Below are 19235 nucleotides of genomic sequence, written 5' to 3' on the forward strand. Positions count from 1 at the left end.
GTGTATCTGTCGGTTTGGCAAAGTTGTTTATATGTATTGCAAGATGAGCTGCCTTCGCAGCAATTCAGTATGTGGGTAAGACCACTACAAGCAGAAAGTACCGAAGATACCTTGACGATTTATGCACCTAATCGCTTTGTGCTTGATTGGGTAAGAGAAAAGTACCTAAATAGAATTAACGAATTATTAGTAGAAATTTGTGGTGTTGAAGCACCAAAACTACGTTTTGATGTAGGTAGTAAGCCTTTATTAAATGCTCAAGCTGCACCGGTTATAGAAACTCAATCAGCACCACAAGCTTCTACAAAACAACAGCCTCGTGAGCAAAAGCCTGTTGTTGAACCTGCGCCTAAATCAGGTTACAAATCTAACATTAAAGAAAATTATACCTTTGACAGCTTTGTTGAGGGTAAATCAAACCAATTAGCAAAAGCAGCGGCTACTCAAGTTGCCGATAATCCTGGCTCTGCTTTTAATCCTGTATTTATTTACGGTGGTACTGGTTTAGGTAAAACTCACTTATTACATGCAGTAGGTAACGGCATTATGGCAAACAAGCCAGATGCTAAAATTGTTTACATGCATTCAGAACGCTTTGTTCAAGATATGGTAAAGGCACTGCAAAATAATGCGATAGAAGAATTTAAGCGCTATTACCGCAGTGTTGACGCATTAATGATTGATGATATTCAATTTTTTGCTAATAAAGAGCGTTCACAAGAAGAGTTTTTTCATACCTTTAATGCATTACTTGAAGGCAACCAACAAATTATTTTAACCTCTGACCGTTATCCAAAAGAGATTGAAGGGGTTGAAGACCGTCTTAAATCACGTTTTGGTTGGGGATTAACAATCGCGATTGAGCCACCAGAACTTGAAACTCGCGTTGCTATTTTGATGAAAAAAGCACAGCAAAGTAAGATTAACTTACCACATGAAGTTGCCTTTTTTATCGCCAAAAAATTACGTTCAAATGTACGTGAACTAGAAGGCGCACTTAACCGTGTAATTGCTAATGCTAATTTTACAGGTCGTCCAATTTCGATTGATTTTGTAAAAGAAGCACTACGCGATTTACTTGCCTTGCAAGATAAGCTGGTTACGATAGATAATATTCAGCGCACCGTTGCTGAGTACTACCGAATTCGGGTGTCAGATCTATTGTCTAAGCGCCGCAGCCGCTCTATAGCAAGGCCACGCCAAGTTGCCATGGCACTATCTAAAGAATTAACTAATCACAGCTTGCCTGAAATTGGTGACGCATTTGGTGGACGCGATCATACGACCGTATTACACGCATGTCGTAAGATAAAATCACTACGTGACGAAAGCCACGAAATTAAAGAAGATTACCAAAACTTAATAAGAACATTGTCATCTTAGGGCTGACTTTATTATGCAAATAACAATATCAAGACAACAATTTTTAAAGCCATTGGTGCAAGTGTCGGGTGCAATAGAGCGCAAACACACACTACCAATCTTATCTAACGTTTTGTTAGTGGTAGAAAACGGACAACTTTCAATGACGGGTACTGACCTTGAAATTGAATTAGTTTCTGGCGTATTTGTAGGTGATGATATTGCCGATACAAAACTAACGTTACCCGCTAAAAAGTTACTCGATATTTGTAAAAGTCTACCTGATGGTTCAGACATTACTTTAAGCTTGCAAGAGCACCAATTACTTTTAACCAGTGGTAAAAGCCGTTTTTCATTAACGACTTTATCAGCTGATGATTTTCCCAATTTAGAGCAGTGGGATGGTGAGGTTGAATTTCAACTAACTCGTTTAGAGCTTCGTAAGTTACTTGAAAGCACGCATTTTTCGATGGCGAATCAAGACGTACGTTATTACTTAAACGGTATGTCGTTTGAAGTAGATAATACAGACATAAAAACAGTAGCAACAGATGGCCACCGTTTAGCTATTGCACAAAAGCAATTAACGCAATCGCTTAACACTCAACGTCAATTAATTATACCTCGCAAAGGTGTGCAAGAAATTATGCGCCTTATGGTAGCTGACGACGAATTGGTTACAATTCAGTTTGGTGCTAACCATATACGTATTATTGATATTGAGTTTACATTTACAAGTAAGCTAGTTGATGGACGCTTTCCTGATTACCGTCGTGTATTACCACGTGGTGGCGACAAAGTAATTACAGCTAACCGAGAATGGTTACGAAATGCGTTTCAACGAGTGTCTATTTTATCGAATGAAAAATTTCGTGGTGTACGCTTAAACCTATCAAACGGTTTATTAAAAATTACTGCCAATAACCCAGAGCAAGAACAAGCTGAAGAAGTTGTTGAAGTAAGTTACGAAGGCGCGGACCTAGAAATAGGATTCAACGTGTCTTACGTATTAGATGTACTAAACACATTAAAAACAGAAGACGTACTATTTACATTAGCCGACTCAAACAGCAGTGCATTAATTGAAGGTGCAGGCGATGAAGAAGCAATGTACGTTGTTATGCCTATGCGTTTATAAGACTATAAATACATAATGAGCTTAAGTCATTTGAGCCTCAAATATTTTCGTAATATTGAGGCGCTGACGCTAGAACCAGTCAACGGCGTTAATATAATTTATGGTGAAAATGGCAGCGGAAAAACCAGCCTTTTAGAGGCTATATATTACCTTTCTCATGGCAAATCTTTTCGTACTCCAAAACACAAAAGTATTATTGCGCACCAGCAAGAGCAATTTGTAATTCACGGGCGTAAAACAATACACGATTTATCAATTCCAATTGGTATTAGTAAAACGCAAACGGGTGAGACCAATTTAAAAATTCAAGGTAAGGCGAGCCGTAAGATATCAGAACTAGCTCAACTTATGCCTGTACAAATTATTACACCAGAGAGTTATTCTTTGTTTTTTGGTGGACCTAAAGAGCGCAGAAAGTTTTTAGATTTAGGTTTGTTCCACGTGGAACATGAGTTCTTTTTTTTGTGGCAATCATTTAATAGAGTACTTAAACAACGTAATGCATTATTAAAAACTAAGCCCAAGAATTATTTTGACCAAATTAAGTTTTGGGACAAAGAATTTGTTAGACTGGCTGAAGAAATAAATAAATTAAGATTGGCGTATATAAGTAGGTTTAAGCAGCAATTTTTTGATAAAATGTGTGCAGAATTGACGCTTGTACGTGATTTAGAAATGACCTTTAGCGCAGGCTGGAAAGAGACTGAATCTCTTGCAGATGCGTTAGAGCAAAACTTTGAGCGAGATGCTCGCCAAGGGTTTACAAGTAAAGGCCCTCATAAGGCCGATTTTAGTTTTAGTGTCGTTGGCAACAGTGTGGAGAATACATTCTCACGCGGTCAATTGAAGCTATTATTGTATGCGTTGAAAGTTACGCAAAATAGCTTAATTGAGTCAGAGACAGATAAGCAATCTATATTGCTAATAGATGATTTACCTTCAGAATTAGGCGAAGATACAAAAGAGAAAGTGGGACAATTACTTGCTCACTGCAGTTCTCAAATTTTTATCTCTTCAATTTTATCTGAAAGTATTTCTGCTGTGGTGGAACCCATGCAACGAGAACTACAAATGTTCCACGTGAAACATGGCAACCTAATAACAAGATAAGTGGGATTAACCATGTCTGAGAATTATGACTCGTCGAGTATTAAAGTACTTAAAGGATTAGACGCAGTAAGAAAGCGTCCTGGAATGTATATTGGGGACACCGATGATGGCACAGGCTTACACCACATGGTGTTTGAGGTCGTTGATAACTCGATCGATGAAGCCTTAGCAGGTCATTGTGATGATATTTATGTAACGATTCACTTAGACGGTTCTGTCTCAGTTCGAGATAACGGTCGTGGTATCCCAACTTCTATCCATGAAGAAGAAGGCGTATCTGCAGCCGAAGTTATTATGACGGTACTTCATGCCGGTGGTAAGTTTGATGATAACTCTTATAAAGTATCGGGTGGCTTACATGGTGTTGGTGTTTCTGTTGTAAATGCACTTTCAGAAAAACTAAAACTGACTGTTCGTCGTGAAGGTAAGCTTCATGAGCAGTTTTATACTATGGGTGTTCCAGATGCACCTTTAGCTGTAATTGGTGACTCAGAAACAACTGGTACAGAATTACGTTTTTGGCCAAGCGCTGAAACATTCACAAATTTAGATTTTCATTACGACATTTTAGCTAAGCGTTTACGCGAGCTTTCATTCCTAAACTCAGGTGTGAGCATCATCTTAAATGATGAGCGTGAAGAAAATAAATCTGACCACTTTAAATATGAAGGCGGTATTCAAGCTTTCGTAGAATACTTAAACCGTAATAAAACACCTATACATAAAGGTGTGTTCCATTTTACTCACGAACGTGAAGAAGATGGTATTAGTGTTGAAGTATCAATGCAGTGGAATGATGCATACCAAGAAAACATTTACTGTTTCACAAATAATATTCCACAACGTGATGGTGGTACTCACTTAGCCGGTTTTAGATCAGCGCTAACACGTACACTTAATAACTACATGGAAAAAGAAGGCTTTAACAAGAAAGCTAAAACAACCAGCAATGCTACCGGTGATGATGCCCGTGAAGGCTTAACGGCTGTTGTTAGTGTTAAAGTTCCTGATCCTAAGTTCTCATCGCAAACTAAAGACAAGCTAGTATCAAGTGAAGTTAAATCTGCGGTTGAGCAGGCAATGGCTGAAAAATTCACTGAGTTTTTATTAGAAAACCCAACTGATGCCAAAATTGTTGTAGGTAAGATTATTGATGCCTCACGCGCACGTGAAGCGGCGCGTAAAGCCCGTGAAATGACACGACGTAAAGGTGCAATGGACTTAGCAGGCTTACCAGGTAAGCTAGCTGATTGCCAAGAAAAAGACCCAGCCCAATCTGAACTATATATAGTGGAAGGGGACTCTGCTGGCGGATCAGCCAAGCAGGGACGTAACCGTAAAAACCAAGCTATTCTTCCGCTTAAAGGTAAAATATTAAACGTAGAAAAAGCACGTTTTGATAAAATGTTATCTTCGCAAGAAGTAGCAACACTAATTACTGCATTAGGGTGTGGTATTGGTCGTGACGAATATAACCCTGAGAAATTACGTTATCACCGTATCATCATTATGACCGATGCGGACGTGGATGGTTCTCACATTCGTACGTTACTACTAACATTCTTCTATCGTCAAATGCCTGAAATTGTAGAACGCGGTTATATTTATATTGCTCAACCACCACTTTATAAAGTGAAAAAAGGTAAGCAAGAGCGTTATATTAAAGATGATCCTGCATTAGTAGAATACTTAACGTCGCTTGCACTTAATAATGCTGCTTTATATCCAAGTGCAGATGCTTCTGCGCTAGAAGGTGAAGCGCTAGAGAAAGTCGTTCACGATTACCAAAATACAGTTAAAGTTATTGAGCGTTTAAAGCGTAAATATCCTAACACGGTAATGGAGCGCTTAATCTACCAAACAGAGTTGAAAACTGATGACCTTTCTGATGAAGCTAAAGTAATTGCTTGGACAAAAGAGTTAGTTGATGACCTGATTGTACGTGATGAAGATGCAACTATTTTCCATGCGGGTACAGAGTTTGACGCTGAGCGTAATATGTATTACCCGGTTGTGAATATTCGTCAGCACGGTGTTGATAAAGCACATGTACTTCATTATGACTTTATTGCATCACGTGACTACCAACGCATTGCTGTGACTGGTACTAACATTGCAAACATCCTAAAAGAAGGTGCTTATATTCAACGTGGTGAGAAAACAAAACCTGTTGATAACTTTGTGGATGCTTTGGAATGGTTGATCACAGAATCTAAGCGCGGGATCTATATTCAACGCTATAAAGGACTGGGTGAAATGAACCCAAGCCAGCTTTGGGAAACAACAATGGATCCTAGTGCTCGTCGTATGTTACAAGTAACGATCGAAGATGCTGTTGGCGCGGATCAATTATTTGCCACCTTAATGGGTGATCAAGTAGAGCCTCGTAGAGAGTTTATCGAAACTAACGCTCTACGCGTAGTTAATCTAGACGTGTAAAAATATTACTTACACCGAAAAAGGAGCCTAATGGCTCTAATGCCGATCATTTAAGAATTAGTTAATAGCACTTGAACGATCTTCTAGGTATGTAAGAATCCGAATTCTTTTGTAGAATTCGGATTTTTTTATGCAACTTTCTAATGCTCTCGATATTATTAACAACATCAAACCTAATGACGTTGAAACACTCGCAGACTTACTCCCTTTATCTCTTATCGAAGAAGCCTATGCACTGACCGAAACCGTTACACTACGAAAAAGAAAACTAACCCTAGAATCGATGGCTTGGTTGTTGATCGGGATGGTTATTTATAATGACAAATCGATGGCCGATGTCGTTAATATGCTCGACATTGTTGACCGCGATGGTAAGCCATTTGTTGCGCCAAGTGCTTTAACTCAGCGTCGTAAAAACCTAGGTGAAGCCGCCATGAAAGCCTTATTTGAATGCACCCAAAGGCATTGGAATAATGACGCTAATCATCCTCATTGGAATGGGCTTACCTTGCTTGGTGTCGATGGTGTCGTTTGGCGTACGGATGACTCACCCCAAAACAATGAAGCCTTTACAAAACCGACTAATACACAATACCCACAGGTCAGAATGGTGTGTCAAATGGAGCTAAGCAGCCACCTAATCACGGGGAGTGCTTTTGATGATTACAAGGTCAATGAAATGGTGCTGGCTGAAAAGCTTATAGAAACCACACCCGATAACAGTCTCACTTTATTCGACAAAGGTTTCTATTCTTTAGGGCTTTTACATAAATGGCAAACAACTGGCAGTGAACGCCATTGGCTAATCCCCCTGAAAAAAATGTGCAATATGAAGTTATTCAAACATTAGGGCGTAATGATAAATTAGTCCAACTTAGCAGCAACCCAAGAGCAAGAAAGATGTGGCCAACGCTGCCTAACACCTTAATCGCGAGGTTAGTGACTCGAAAAATAAAGGGGAAATCATATAGTGTGATGACATCTATGACAGATCCGATGCGATATCTATCAGCCGATATAGGTGATTTGTACAGTCACCGCTGGGAGATAGAGCTTGGTTATCGGGAACAAAAGCAATATATGCTGGGCAATCGATTAACATTAAGAAGTCGCTTACCAGCGCTTGTAAAGCAAGAGCTGTGGGGAGTGTTGCTTACTTATAATATGGTGCGATATCAGATGGTAAAAATGTGCCACACATTAAAAGGTGATTATTTACCGTACCAACTGAGTTTCAATGGTAGTTTAGCTCAAATAATGAGGTTGCTTGTTGGATTACCTTATTCAACACCTGGAGCCATACCACGTCAATTAAAATACTTTTATGCGATGGCAGAAAGCCTAATTCTAGAGCCTCGAAGGGATCGAGGTTTTCCTCGTGCAGTCAAGCCAAGACCACAGCGGTACGCTAGAAATAAAAAAGCCGCTCACCTTAAGTGAACGGCATTAGCCTAATGGCTCCTTTTTTATTTTTTCAATTACACAAACTGCTTAAAACCTGAGTGTACACACGGTATACTAAGGGTAATTTTCACGCTACTTCTTAGATAGTAAAAAGCCAAATATGCAAAAATATGACGTAAAAACCTTTCAAGGTTTGATCCTGGCTTTACAGGATTATTGGGCGCAGCAAGGCTGTGTCATTATTCAACCACTTGATATGGAAGTGGGAGCCGGGACATTTCACCCGCAAACATTTTTAAAGTCTATTGGTCCAGAGCCAATGTCGAGCGCGTACGTTCAGCCGTGTCGTCGTCCTACGGATGGTCGCTATGGTGAAAACCCAAATCGCCTACAACATTACTACCAATTCCAAGTAGTTTTAAAGCCATCGCCAGATAACATCCAAGAGCTTTACTTAGGCTCATTAGCGGCAATGGGTATTGATACTCTTACTCACGAAGTTCGCTTTGTAGAAGATAACTGGGAATCACCTACGCTAGGCGCATGGGGCTTGGGATGGGAAATTTGGTTAAACGGCATGGAAGTAACGCAGTTTACCTACTTTCAACAAGTGGGTGGCTTAGAGTGCTCACCAGTAACAGGCGAAATTACTTACGGCCTAGAGCGTTTAGCAATGTACATTCAAGGCGTAGATAGCATTTACGACCTAGTATGGGCAGACGGTCCACTAGGGCGCGTAACATACGGCGACGTGTTCCATCAAAATGAAGTAGAGCAATCTATTTATAATTTTGAACATGCAAACGTAGAAGACTTATTTGCACAGTTTGATAAGTGTGAAGCAGAAAGCCAAAAGTTAATTGAAGCTAACTTACCACTACCTGCATACGAGCAAGTAATGAAAGCATCGCACGCATTTAACTTACTAGACGCACGCCACGCAATTTCGGTAACCGAACGTCAGCGTTATATTTTACGCGTTCGTGCGTTATCAAAAGCGTGTGCACAAAGTTACTATGACAAACGTGAAGCGCTTGGTTTCCCGCTGTGTAAGGATAAGTAAAATGTCAGCACAAAATTTATTAGTAGAAATTGGCACTGAAGAGTTACCACCAAAAGCATTGCGTAAATTAGCAGAAGCCTTTGCTGCAAACTTAACTCAAGAGCTAGAAACATTAGAATTAGCACACAAAGGCGTAAGCTGGTATGCATCGCCTCGTCGTTTGGGTTTACAAGTAAAAGCGCTTGAAGCTAAGCAACAAGACAAAGAAGTTGAAAAGCGTGGCCCAGCAACAAAGGCAGCGTTTGACAGCGAAGGTAACCCAACAAAAGCAGCAATGGGTTGGGCACGTGGTTGTGGTATTGAAGTAAAAGACGCACAAACACTTGAAACCGATAAAGGCGCTTGGTTATTGCACATTGCTAAAGTAGCAGGGCAAGAAACTAAAACCCTAATGACAGATGCAATCACAAAAGCATTAAGTAAATTACCAATCCCTAAACCAATGCGTTGGGGCGCGAATAAAACACAATTTATTCGCCCTGTGCATACAGTAACTATTTTATTTGGTGATGAGCTACTTGAAGGCGAAATTCTTGGTAAGCAAATAACTAACCAGCTTCAGGGTCATCGTTTTCATCACCCAGAAAAAATTAGCATTAACCATGCAGATGACGTTTTTGACGTACTTAAATCTGCTTACGTTATTGCTGATTACGAGCAACGTAAAGCGCAAATTCGAGCACAAATAGAAGAGGCTGCAAGCGCAGTTAACGCTGTTGTTGCAATGGATGAAGATTTACTGGAAGAAGTAACATCACTTGTAGAGTGGCCAGTTACTTTAACGGCAACATTTGAAGAAGCATTTTTAGATGTACCAGCCGAAGCGTTAATTTACACCATGAAAGACGATCAAAAATATTTCCCGTTATTAGATCAAAACGGCAAACTTTTAAATAAGTTTTTGTTTGTATCTAACATCGAAAGTAAAGATCCAAGTGTGGTTATTTCTGGTAACGAAAAAGTAGTGCGCCCGCGTTTAGCCGATGCACAGTTCTTCTTTGAAACAGATAAAAAGAAAACCCTAGAAAGCCGATTAGAGTCGCTTGATAGCGTATTGTTCCAAAAGCAACTTGGTACGCTTAAAGATAAGTCTGAGCGCATTAGTGAACTTGCAGGTTATATTGCTGAGCAATTAGGTGCTGATAAAGACCTAGCACAGCGTGCAGGCTTATTAAGTAAAACTGACCTAATGACTGAAATGGTTATGGAATTTACCGACGTGCAAGGTGTAATGGGAATGCATTACGCTCGCCACGATGGTGAAGCCGAAGATGTAGCCGTAGCGCAAAACGAGCAGTACATGCCACGCTTTGCAGGGGATAAATTACCAACAAACTTAATTAGCTGCGCAGTAGCGATTGCTGATAAGTTTGACACGCTGGTGGGTATTTTTGGTATAGGCCAAGCACCTAAAGGTGACAAAGACCCATTTGCTCTTCGTCGTGCTGCTATTGGTGCACTGCGCATCATGGTAGAAAAAGAACTACCACTTGATATTTTAGACCTAGTAGCTAAATCGCAAACATTGTTTGGCGACAAGTTAACTAACTTAAATGTATCAACTGACGTATTTGAGTTTATGCTAGGGCGCTTCCGTGCTTGGTATCAAGACGAAGGTATTGAAGTAGACGTAATTCAAGCAGTGCTTGCACGTCGTCCGACTAAACCTGTTGATTTTGACCGCCGTGTTAAAGCCGTAAGCCACTTCCGTACATTAGACGCAGCAGAAGCGCTTGCAGCAGCTAATAAGCGTGTAGGTAACATTCTGGCTAAAAACGATATTACCAGCCAAGGTATTGTTGATGAGAGCTTATTAAGCGACGACGCCGAAAAAGTATTGGCATCACAAGTAGCAAAATTTGCCACTGACCTTGCACCACTTTACGCAGATGGAAACTACCAAGAAGCATTAAGCCAATTGGCGGGTATTCGTGAAAGTGTTGATAACTTTTTTGACAACGTAATGGTTATGGCCGACGATGAAGCTGTTAAGCAAAATCGTCTTGCGCTATTAAGCCAGTTAAGCGGATTGTTTTTAGGTATTGCAGATATTTCTGTTTTACAAAAATAACACCGATTAGCAATTTTAAAAGCCAGCGTTTTGCTGGCTTTTTAGTTTTCACTGTATGCAAAGGATACCCATTGATGATTTCTATGAAACGAATTTTAACCTTAGCAATTACTGGTTTACTTACTGCCTGTACAAGCCAAATTTCGATTAACGATGTATTGCCACAGCAAGAGCTTGACCGCACAATTTACTTACGTGGCGACTTTACACTGTGGGATGCAGAACCCCAGTATCAGTTTGCGCCAGTTGGCCCTGCGCTTTATCAAACACAAGTTAAATTTAGTACGCCAGGTAAAGTGTACGAATTTAAAATAGCCGATGCCGATTTTAGTGAAGGTTACAACTGTGGTTACAGCGATGCACAACCAGCAGGGCAAAAACTAACACTCGGTCAGCCAGCTATCGCAGACTGTAATACTATTTATAACTACTTTAGTTTCACACCAGCAATAAAAGGCACGTACATAGTAAGTATTGATTACAGTGACTACGATAAGCCACAAGTGACGATAACGAAGAAGTAATTTTTAGCTATTTAATAGCCCTAGTGGGTTGATGGACTTGTGACAAGGACGTTGTAGGATTTATTCAGCATTAACACCAAGGGGGTTTCGTAGTTTGGGTAGAGTGAAGCGAAACCCAACATGTGTGGCGAACAAAACTATTTTGGTGGTTATTAAATACGTTGGGTTTCGTAAAACTCAACCCGACCTACGTGAGTTTAAAGCCCTTTCTTCACCACATATCTATACGGTGCTTCTTCTGCATCTTTAGCCACCAGCGTATGATCCATAAACGTACAAAAGCTCGGAATGTCGCGAGTGGTTGATGGGTCATCAGCGGTTATTAATAACGTTTCACCATCATTCATTTTGCGAATAGCAGCACGTACCATCATTACTGGCTCTGGGCAGCGAAGGCCTATGGCATCTAATTGGTGATCGGGATTATCAAAGCTCATAAAAAGTTACCTGTAAAAATAATCGCGGCTTGGTTAGGTCGTGTAGTTTAGCTGCCTCGCAACAATAAATAAAGCTACATCACTAATGCTTATTAAGCTATAAAGAATATAAATAAAATTGTTCCATCATGCATATTTGATAATATATCAAAATAGTATTTATCTATTAGGAATTTAGAAATGTTTCAGATTACAGATGAAAAGGACTTGAAAGCACTTTCTGAGTCTGAAGAGCTAGAGTTTAAATTGGCACAGGGAAAAGATGGTAGAGGTAAGTTACCTGATGATTTTTGGCCAACTTATAGTGCTATGGCAAATACTCGTGGTGGTTACGTTGTCTTAGGTGTGAAAGAGAAAAAAGGCTCATTATCAATCGCTGGAATATTAGATATAAACACTGTCCAAAAGCAGTTATTTGATATCGCGAATAACAAAGCAAAAGTTAACTTTAACTTATTAACAAATAAAGATGTACAACAAATAAATATAAATAATAAGTTATTGTTAATAGTGAAAGTACCTTCTGCAAAGCGTGAGTACAAACCTATTTACCTCAATAATCAGCCAATGAAAGAAACTTATATTCGACTTCATGAAGGTGATCAACGCTGTAATGAAGAACAAGTAAAAAGAATGATGGCCGAACAGGTAGAAAGTTGCAGAGATGATAAAATCTTATCTGGGTATAATTTTGATGATATAGACTTAGGTAGCTTAAAGGCATACAAAAATTTATTTGCAGTCGCGAAACCTCAACACTTGTGGTTAGAGTTAGATCTTTTTGAGATGTTCAAGCAATTAGGTGGTTGGAGAAAAGATAGATCATCTGGAGAAGAAGGAATAACTTTAGCAGGAATTTTGATGTTTGGTACTTGGGATGCTATTCAAGACGCTATGCCTAATTATTTCGTTGATTATAGGGAGCGCGACGAGGCAAACACTGAACGCTGGGTTGATAGGCTGTATCCTGATGGATCTTGGTCAGGTAATGTTTTTGACTTCTATAGACGTGCTTATCGAAAGTTGACAACTGAATTAAAAGTACCATTTGACCTCCAGGATGGTGTACGCCTTGATAAATCTAAAGCACATGAGGCTATACGAGAAGCTTTAGTAAATACACTTGTTCACGCCGATTACACCGGAAGAAGTTCAATTTTAATTGTGAAGCGACCCGATCTATATGGGTTTCGTAATCCAGGGCTAATGAGAGTTCCTCCGGAATTAGCTGTAAAGGGAGGTGAGAGTGATTGCCGCAATCGCAGAATGCACCAAATGTTTCTAATGATAGGCGCTGGTGAACGAGCTGGTTCAGGTGTTCCAAAAATATATAGTGGATGGAAATCGGCTAATTGGAGAGCACCAAAACTATATGAAAAACAGCTTCCCTCAGAACAAACCTTGCTTGAGTTATCAACCGTTAGCTTAATACCAAAAGAAATTACGGAGCTCTTAGTCTCTTTATTTGGTGACTCATTTTATTCTCTTGATGAGTTAGAACAAATGATTGTTACTACGGCTGCTATTGAGGGCTGGGTAAACCATGAACGCTCTTGCCAGCTTACTAGCAAACATTCACGGGATGTTACTCTTTCATTACCGAGATTAGTCGATAAAGGTTTTCTAGTTTCTAGTGGAGAGAAGAAGGATAAGTCATATAGTTTACCAGGAATGGAGCCTCCATCGCCTGAGGATGTTTTTACAAATGCGTTAACAAGTATTGGTAGGTTAACGCATAGTGTTGATAACTTAACGCATAAAGCTGATAGCTTAACGCATAAAGAGCCAGGAACAGAAATTATCTCTAACGATAGGGATGATAAAGGTAGATTTATCAGTGACATGATAGATAAACCTTTTGTAAATGAACTAGATTCTCTTTCGCTATTTTATAGAGAAGAACTTAACGCATTAGGGGTTAAAGCTAGAGAACAAAAGCGTTTAGATACAGATACTATGAAAGTGTTAATACGTGAGCTTTGCAAGGGTCACTATATATCAGTTTCTGTGTTAGAAGTCTTACTTGATCGTAAACCTCAAAGTCTGAGACAAAACTATTTAAAGCCCATGGTTTCAGATGGTATCCTCAAAATGGCTTTTCCGCACAAACCAAACTCACCTATGCAGGGATATACTACGATATAGCATAAAAAAGGCGAACTGAATAAAATCAGTTCGCCTTTTTAATCACCAAGATGGTTTTACATGTTTAAACTAATTAGTCTTGAACACGTTCAAATACAGTTGCAATGCCTTGGCCTAAACCAATACACATAGTTGCTAAACCGTATCGTACATTTTTGTCTTCCATTAAGTGAATAAGCGATGTGCTAATACGCGAACCCGAACAACCCAGTGGGTGACCAAGTGCGATTGCGCCGCCATTTAAATTCACTTTTTCGTCAACAACATCCATTAACCCTAAATCTTTCATTACAGGTAATGATTGTGCTGCAAAGGCTTCGTTAAGTTCTACTACGCCTAGGTCATCAATTGTAATACCGGCTTGAGCAAGTGCTTTTTTACTTGCTGGTACTGGGCCGTAACCCATAATTGATGGATCGCAACCAGCGACAGCCATTGCTTTAATACGCGCACGAATTGGTAAACCAAGTTCTTTTGCTTTTTCTTCGCTCATTACTAACATTGCAGATGCGCCGTCAGAAAGTGCTGAAGACGTACCGGCTGTTACCGTACCCGATGCAGGATTAAATACAGGGCGAAGCTTTGATAGACCTTCTACTGTTGTTTCTGGGCGAATTACTTCGTCGTCTTCAACTAAGATAAGCGAACCATCTGCATCGTGACCTTCCATTGCTAAAATTTCGCGACGGAAACGGCCCTCAACAGTTGCAGCTTGTGCGCGTTGATGTGAACGGTAAGCAAATTCATCTTGTTGCTCACGGCTAATGCCATGAAGCGTTGCAAGGTATTCTGCTGTTAAGCCCATAGAGCCAGACGCTTGTGCAATTGATGTTGCTAAGCCTGGGTGAAAGTCGTTGCCGTGAGTCATAGGTACGTGACCCATGTGCTCAACACCACCAATTAGGTAAGTGTCGCCAGCGCCTGTCATTATTGCGCGTGCTGCATCATGCAATGCTTGCATAGAAGAGCCACATAAACGGTTAACCGTAACAGCAGGAACGCTGTGTGGGATACCGGCAAGCAATGATGCGTTACGTGCTACGTTAAAGCCTTGCTCTAATGTTTGCTGTACACAACCCCAATAAATATCGTCAATTGATGCTGGATCAACTGCAGGGTTGCGATCTAGTAAGCCTTTCATTAAATGTGCGCTTAGGTCTTCTGCACGTTTATGTTTGAATACACCACTTTTAGAGCGACCCATTGGTGTGCGGATACAATCTACAATTACTGGATTATTCATGATATTAACCTTCCACCTTATAGAAAACACGACCTTCTTCGGCCCACTTGCGAGTTTGTTCAGATACTTGGTAAATCGCACCTAGGTGAGCGTATTTGTCTGCTGCTGCAACAAAGTTAGCTAAACCAGTTTGATCTAAGTAACGGAACGCGCCGCCTCTAAATGGAGGGAAACCAACACCATAAACTAATGCCATATCTGCTTCTTGCGGCGAGGCAACAATGCCTTCTTGCAAGCACAGTAGCACTTCGTTGATCATTGGAATCATACAACGGTCGATGATTTCTTGTTTATCAAATTCTTTTGGTGCGTCTGTAATTGGGCTTAATAGCTCAATTGCTGTCTCGTCATGAGACTTTTTAAGACGACCGCGACGATCTGTTTCGTATTTGTAAAAACCGGCTTTGTTCTTTTGACCAAAACGTTTTTCGTTGGCAAAAATAGTCACCGGGTCTTTATCAGCACGCGCCATACGCTCAGGGAAACCGTCAGCCATTACGCCAGTACAATGGAACGCTGTATCAATACCTACAACATCAAGTAGGTAAGCCGGACCCATAGGCCAGCCAAATACGTTTTCCATTACTTTATCTACTTTTGCAAAGTTAGCGCCTTCAACCACTAATTTGCTAAAACCTGCAAAGTAAGGGAATAAAACACGGTTTACAAAAAAGCCTGGGCAATCGTTAACAACAATTGGCGATTTACCTAATTTAAGCGCGTAATCAACTACTGCATTAATTGTTTTATCTGAGGTTTTTGCACCACGGATAATTTCTACTAATGGCATTTTTGGCACAGGGTTGAAAAAGTGCATACCACAGAAGTTTTCTGGCTTATCTAGCGCTTGTGCTAGTAAATCAATACAAATAGTCGATGTGTTTGAAGTAAGTACAGTGCCTTCTGGCATGTTCTTTTCAAGATCAGCGAGTACTGCTTGCTTAACTTTAGGGTTTTCTACAACGGCTTCAACAATGATGTTGGCACTTTGTAGGTCTGACTCGTTAAGTGTTGGCTTAATTTTGCTAAGTGTTGCCAACATTTTTTCCATTGGCATGTGACCACGCTTAACTTTTGCACCTAATAACTTAGATGCTTCACCCATACCTAAATCAAGAGCATCTTGTTGGATGTCTTTCATTATAATAGGTGTGCCTTTATAAGCAGACTGGTATGCAATACCGCCACCCATAATACCAGCACCTAATACAGCGGCTTGTTTAATTTCTACATCGCTGTGCTTAGCAAATTTACGTGCTTTACCTTTAATGTATTGATCAGCTAGGAATATACCTGTCTGTGCAGCTGCTTCTGGTGTACGTGCTAATTTAGCAAAGTTAGCGTTTTCGATTGCCATTGCTTCATCGCGAGTACAGTTTGCCGCTGCTTTAATAGTACGTACAGCCATAACCGGTGCAGGATAGTGGCCTTTGGTTTTACCCATTACCATACCTTCTGCCATAGCAAAGCTCATGCCTTGCTCAACACGGTTTAATTTAAGTGGCTGTAGTTTTACGTTGCGTTTTGCTTGCCAATCTAGCTTGCCAGCAATCGCCAGTTCAAGTGTTGATACACTTGACTCTAGAAGTTTGTCAGCACTAACTACCGCGTCAAACGCACCTACTTTAAGGGCATCTGCTGCGCGGTTTTCTGCGCCTGAGGTAATCCACATCATCGCGTTATCGGCGCCAATGATACGTGGTAAGCGCACTGTGCCACCAAACCCTGGCATTATGCCAAGTTTAACTTCTGGTAGGCCCATTTTAGCTGTTTCGCTTGCCACACGATAATCGGTAGCAAGTGCCCACTCACAACCACCGCCAAGTGCCATACCGTTTATAGCGCTTAGAGTTGGGAATGGTAAATCTTCAATTGCATCAAAAACGTCGGTTGCGTTTTTGATCCACACTACTAATTCTTCTTCAGGTTTAGTAAATGTAGGTAAAAATTCGAAGATATCGGCACCAATAATAAAGTGGTCTTTATCACTGGTAAAAATCATGCCTTTGATATCAGTATTGGCGGCTAATTCTTTTAATGCTGCTGCGCAATCTGAAAGAGTTTTTTGAGATAATGTGTTTACAGAACCTGCAACACAAAACTTAAACTCGGCGATGTTTTCCTTTAGGAAGCTAACTTCAAAGGAATCGCTTTTATATAACATTATTATTCTCCCTAGTTGACGAACTAAGACTGGTACGATGAGTTTGCATTTCAATCAGTGTGCTTGCTTTAAATTAAAAATGCAACGAAAAATTTAACTCGGTTACAATCGACTGGTTAAAATATAGCTGGTTTGGTGCTAAGGTGGTTGAAAAGTTTTTATTCACCACTTTAATTTTTATTAAAGGACATTATGAAAAAATATTTACTAAGTGTTGCGGCAGCTGCATTCATTTTCCCTCTTCATTCTGCCGAGGCAAGTAACGATAACGATGCATTTTTAGATGCCGAAAAAAAAGTAAGGTACGGCAGTTACCAAGACTTTAAACAAGCGGTTAGTAATCTAAATCATCCGTTAAAACCTTATGTTGAAAAAACGTATTGGCAACGCCATCCGAGCATTAAACATCAGGCAGAAATAGAAGAATATTTAAATATATACCAGCATACGCCGCTTGAGTGGCCGGTGCGCAAAGCGTGGTTAGAATATTTAAAAGATAACAACGAAAAGGCGGCGTATATCCGCAACTATCGTGAAACGTCTAATACGGAGCTTACTTGTACTTATTTAGATTTTCAGCTTGATTTAGGTGCGCCCGAAAAGGCAATTCTAAATCAGGTGACCGACTTATGGTCTGTAGGTAAATCGCAACCTAATGGTTGTGATAGTTTATTTTCTACGTGGCGTAAAAAAGGCTACATGAAAGAAGAAACGGTTTGGAAGCGTGTAACACTTGCTGCACAAGGCGGAACGCAAAGCCTATTACCTTACTTAAAAACTTTATTACCAAGTAAGGAGCGTTATTTAGCTGACTTATATTTAAAAGTGCGAAAAGATCCAAGCGCAGCCGCTGGATTATATAGATATAAAAACAAGTCGGCTAAAGAAGGGCAAATAGCTATTTATGGTGTTAAGCGTTTGGTTTGGCGCGATAAAGAGCTAGCTTTAAAAGCATGGGAAAAGCTAGAAAAAATATTTAAGTACAGCGATGAAGAAAAAGCGGATGTGTATTACACCTTTGCATTGTCACTTGCCTCTAGCGGGCATAAACAAGCGAGCTTTTGGCTAAATAAAGTGCCAAAAGAGCGACTAGACAGCAAGCTTATTCAATGGCAACTGGGCAATATGCTCAAAACCCAAGATTGGGAAGGGATTGCTGCATTTTTTACAGGTAAAGAAAATTTAAGTATTGGTCAGCAATATTGGTTAGCTTATAGCTATGCACAACGTGGCGAGCAACAAAAAGCAGACGACATCTGGAAAAAAGTAGCGGCTAATCGTGATTATTACGGCTTTTTAGCCGCAGCACGTTTGGGGTTGCCCGTTGATTTAAATAATCAGCCTTTAGCAGTCGATAAGGTACTTGTAGATAAAGTGAGTAATGCACCAGGCTTTAAGCGTGCAAAAGCACTTTATGATATTGAGCGCTTTACGTCGGCACGCCGTGAATGGAATTACTTAACGGATACCTCCAGCGATGAAGAAAAGCTGGCAGCATCACAACTATCTACCGATTTAGGTTGGCACGACAGTACTATTTTTACTTTAGCAAAAATTAAAGCATGGGATAACGTAGAGCAACGTTTTCCGTTTGCGTTTCAAGATGTTTTTGAGCGCTACAGTAAACGTAGCAAGATAGATGTTGCTTGGAGTATTGCTATTGCAAGGCGCGAAAGCTCTTTTGCGCCAGATGCACGCTCGCATGCTAATGCGCGTGGTTTAATGCAGTTATTACCTAGTACTGCTGAGTATGTAAATAAAGGCAGTGTGACAAGTAGTCGTTTATATCAACCTAAAACAAATATTAGGTTAGGTACGAGTTACTTACAGTACTTAAAAAAGAAAAACCATGGCAATGAAGTACTGGCTACGGCTTCTTATAATGCGGGTTATCACCGTATAAAGCGTTGGTTACCTGATGACGCTATTCCGGCTGAGTTATGGGTAGAGCTTATTCCGTATCGCGAAACCCGCGATTACGTAAAAAATGTATTTGCGTACAGGCAGGTTTACCATACAAGAATGGGCCGAGAAGGTAATGTATTAGCGCCGCTACTCGAAATGAAAATGGGCGGTTAGTAAACATAAGTTTAAAGTAGGGGGATATCTAATGCGTTTAGATATCCCCTTTTTTG

General features: G+C 40.2%; 12 protein-coding genes and 1 pseudogene. 10 read left to right on the forward strand and 3 right to left on the reverse strand.

The features are described from left to right. The 8 genes and pseudogenes from dnaA (at position 1) to RB214_RS00040 (ending at position 11111) form a co-directional block, all read left to right on the forward strand. Complete coding sequence (gene dnaA, locus RB214_RS00005) at positions 1–1383, forward strand: chromosomal replication initiator protein DnaA (RefSeq protein WP_004335207.1); 1383 nt, start codon at positions 1–3, stop codon at positions 1381–1383. Positions 1384–1396: 13 nt separating this feature from the next. Then, a complete protein-coding gene (gene dnaN, locus RB214_RS00010; protein ID WP_004335206.1) occupies positions 1397–2500 on the forward strand; it encodes a DNA polymerase III subunit beta in 1104 nt (367 codons plus the stop codon). A 15-nt stretch (positions 2501–2515) separates the two neighbouring features. After that, positions 2516–3610, forward strand: a complete 1095-nt coding sequence (gene recF / locus RB214_RS00015) for a DNA replication/repair protein RecF (protein ID WP_309167883.1) — start codon at positions 2516–2518, stop codon at positions 3608–3610. A 12-nt stretch (positions 3611–3622) separates the two neighbouring features. Further along, complete coding sequence (gyrB, locus tag RB214_RS00020; RefSeq protein ID WP_309167884.1) at positions 3623–6049, forward strand: DNA topoisomerase (ATP-hydrolyzing) subunit B; 2427 nt, start codon at positions 3623–3625, stop codon at positions 6047–6049. Between the two features lie 130 nt (positions 6050–6179). Next, positions 6180–7489, forward strand: a pseudogene (locus tag RB214_RS00025) (IS4 family transposase). Positions 7490–7613: 124 nt separating this feature from the next. After that, positions 7614–8516, forward strand: coding sequence for a glycine--tRNA ligase subunit alpha (gene glyQ, locus RB214_RS00030; RefSeq protein ID WP_309167885.1), 903 nt, complete (start codon positions 7614–7616; stop codon positions 8514–8516). 1 nt (position 8517) lies between these two features. Further along, a complete protein-coding gene (gene glyS / locus RB214_RS00035) occupies positions 8518–10587 on the forward strand; it encodes a glycine--tRNA ligase subunit beta (RefSeq protein WP_309167886.1) in 2070 nt (689 codons plus the stop codon). A gap of 74 nt (positions 10588–10661) precedes the next feature. Beyond that, the gene (locus tag RB214_RS00040; protein ID WP_309167887.1) at positions 10662–11111 is read left to right on the forward strand and encodes a hypothetical protein; all 450 of its coding nucleotides are present in this window, start codon (positions 10662–10664) and stop codon (positions 11109–11111) included. Positions 11112–11308: 197 nt separating this feature from the next. Here RB214_RS00040 and tusA read toward each other — a convergent pair whose 3' ends face one another. Next, positions 11309–11548, reverse strand: a complete 240-nt coding sequence (tusA, locus tag RB214_RS00045; protein ID WP_004335190.1) for a sulfurtransferase TusA — start codon at positions 11546–11548, stop codon at positions 11309–11311. Positions 11549–11728: 180 nt separating this feature from the next. Here tusA and RB214_RS00050 point away from each other — a divergent pair, with 180 nt between their 5' ends. Next, positions 11729–13693, forward strand: a complete 1965-nt coding sequence (locus RB214_RS00050; protein ID WP_149605229.1) for an RNA-binding domain-containing protein — start codon at positions 11729–11731, stop codon at positions 13691–13693. A 73-nt stretch (positions 13694–13766) separates the two neighbouring features. Here the strand turns inward: RB214_RS00050 and fadA are convergent, their stop codons facing one another. Next, positions 13767–14936 (reverse strand): acetyl-CoA C-acyltransferase FadA, encoded by a 1170-nt coding sequence (gene fadA, locus RB214_RS00055; protein ID WP_024597185.1) that lies wholly within the window; start codon positions 14934–14936, stop codon positions 13767–13769. 4 nt (positions 14937–14940) lie between these two features. Next, positions 14941–17100 (reverse strand): fatty acid oxidation complex subunit alpha FadB, encoded by a 2160-nt coding sequence (fadB, locus tag RB214_RS00060; protein WP_138489862.1) that lies wholly within the window; start codon positions 17098–17100, stop codon positions 14941–14943. A gap of 192 nt (positions 17101–17292) precedes the next feature. Between fadB and RB214_RS00065 the strand changes: the two genes are divergently transcribed. Beyond that, positions 17293–19179, forward strand: a complete 1887-nt coding sequence (locus tag RB214_RS00065; protein WP_309167888.1) for a transglycosylase SLT domain-containing protein — start codon at positions 17293–17295, stop codon at positions 19177–19179. Positions 19180–19235 lie beyond the last annotated feature (56 nt).

This window comes from Pseudoalteromonas sp. HL-AS1 (assembly GCF_031198785.1).
In the GTDB taxonomy this organism is placed as follows: domain Bacteria; phylum Pseudomonadota; class Gammaproteobacteria; order Enterobacterales; family Alteromonadaceae; genus Pseudoalteromonas; species Pseudoalteromonas distincta.

Bases quoted from the DNA above. Each gene is read 5' to 3' on its own strand.
- dnaN (WP_004335206.1), top strand. From the start codon at position 1,397: ATGCAAATAACAATATCAAGACAACAATTTTTAAAGCCATTGGTGCAA.
- recF (WP_309167883.1), top strand. From the start codon at position 2,516: ATGAGCTTAAGTCATTTGAGCCTCAAATATTTTCGTAATATTGAGGCG.
- gyrB (WP_309167884.1), top strand. From the start codon at position 3,623: ATGTCTGAGAATTATGACTCGTCGAGTATTAAAGTACTTAAAGGATTA.
- glyQ (WP_309167885.1), top strand. From the start codon at position 7,614: ATGCAAAAATATGACGTAAAAACCTTTCAAGGTTTGATCCTGGCTTTA.
- glyS (WP_309167886.1), top strand. From the start codon at position 8,518: ATGTCAGCACAAAATTTATTAGTAGAAATTGGCACTGAAGAGTTACCA.
- RB214_RS00040 (WP_309167887.1), top strand. From the start codon at position 10,662: ATGATTTCTATGAAACGAATTTTAACCTTAGCAATTACTGGTTTACTT.
- tusA (WP_004335190.1), bottom strand. From the start codon at position 11,548: ATGAGCTTTGATAATCCCGATCACCAATTAGATGCCATAGGCCTTCGC.
- RB214_RS00050 (WP_149605229.1), top strand. From the start codon at position 11,729: ATGTTTCAGATTACAGATGAAAAGGACTTGAAAGCACTTTCTGAGTCT.
- fadA (WP_024597185.1), bottom strand. From the start codon at position 14,936: ATGAATAATCCAGTAATTGTAGATTGTATCCGCACACCAATGGGTCGC.
- fadB (WP_138489862.1), bottom strand. From the start codon at position 17,100: ATGTTATATAAAAGCGATTCCTTTGAAGTTAGCTTCCTAAAGGAAAAC.
- RB214_RS00065 (WP_309167888.1), top strand. From the start codon at position 17,293: ATGAAAAAATATTTACTAAGTGTTGCGGCAGCTGCATTCATTTTCCCT.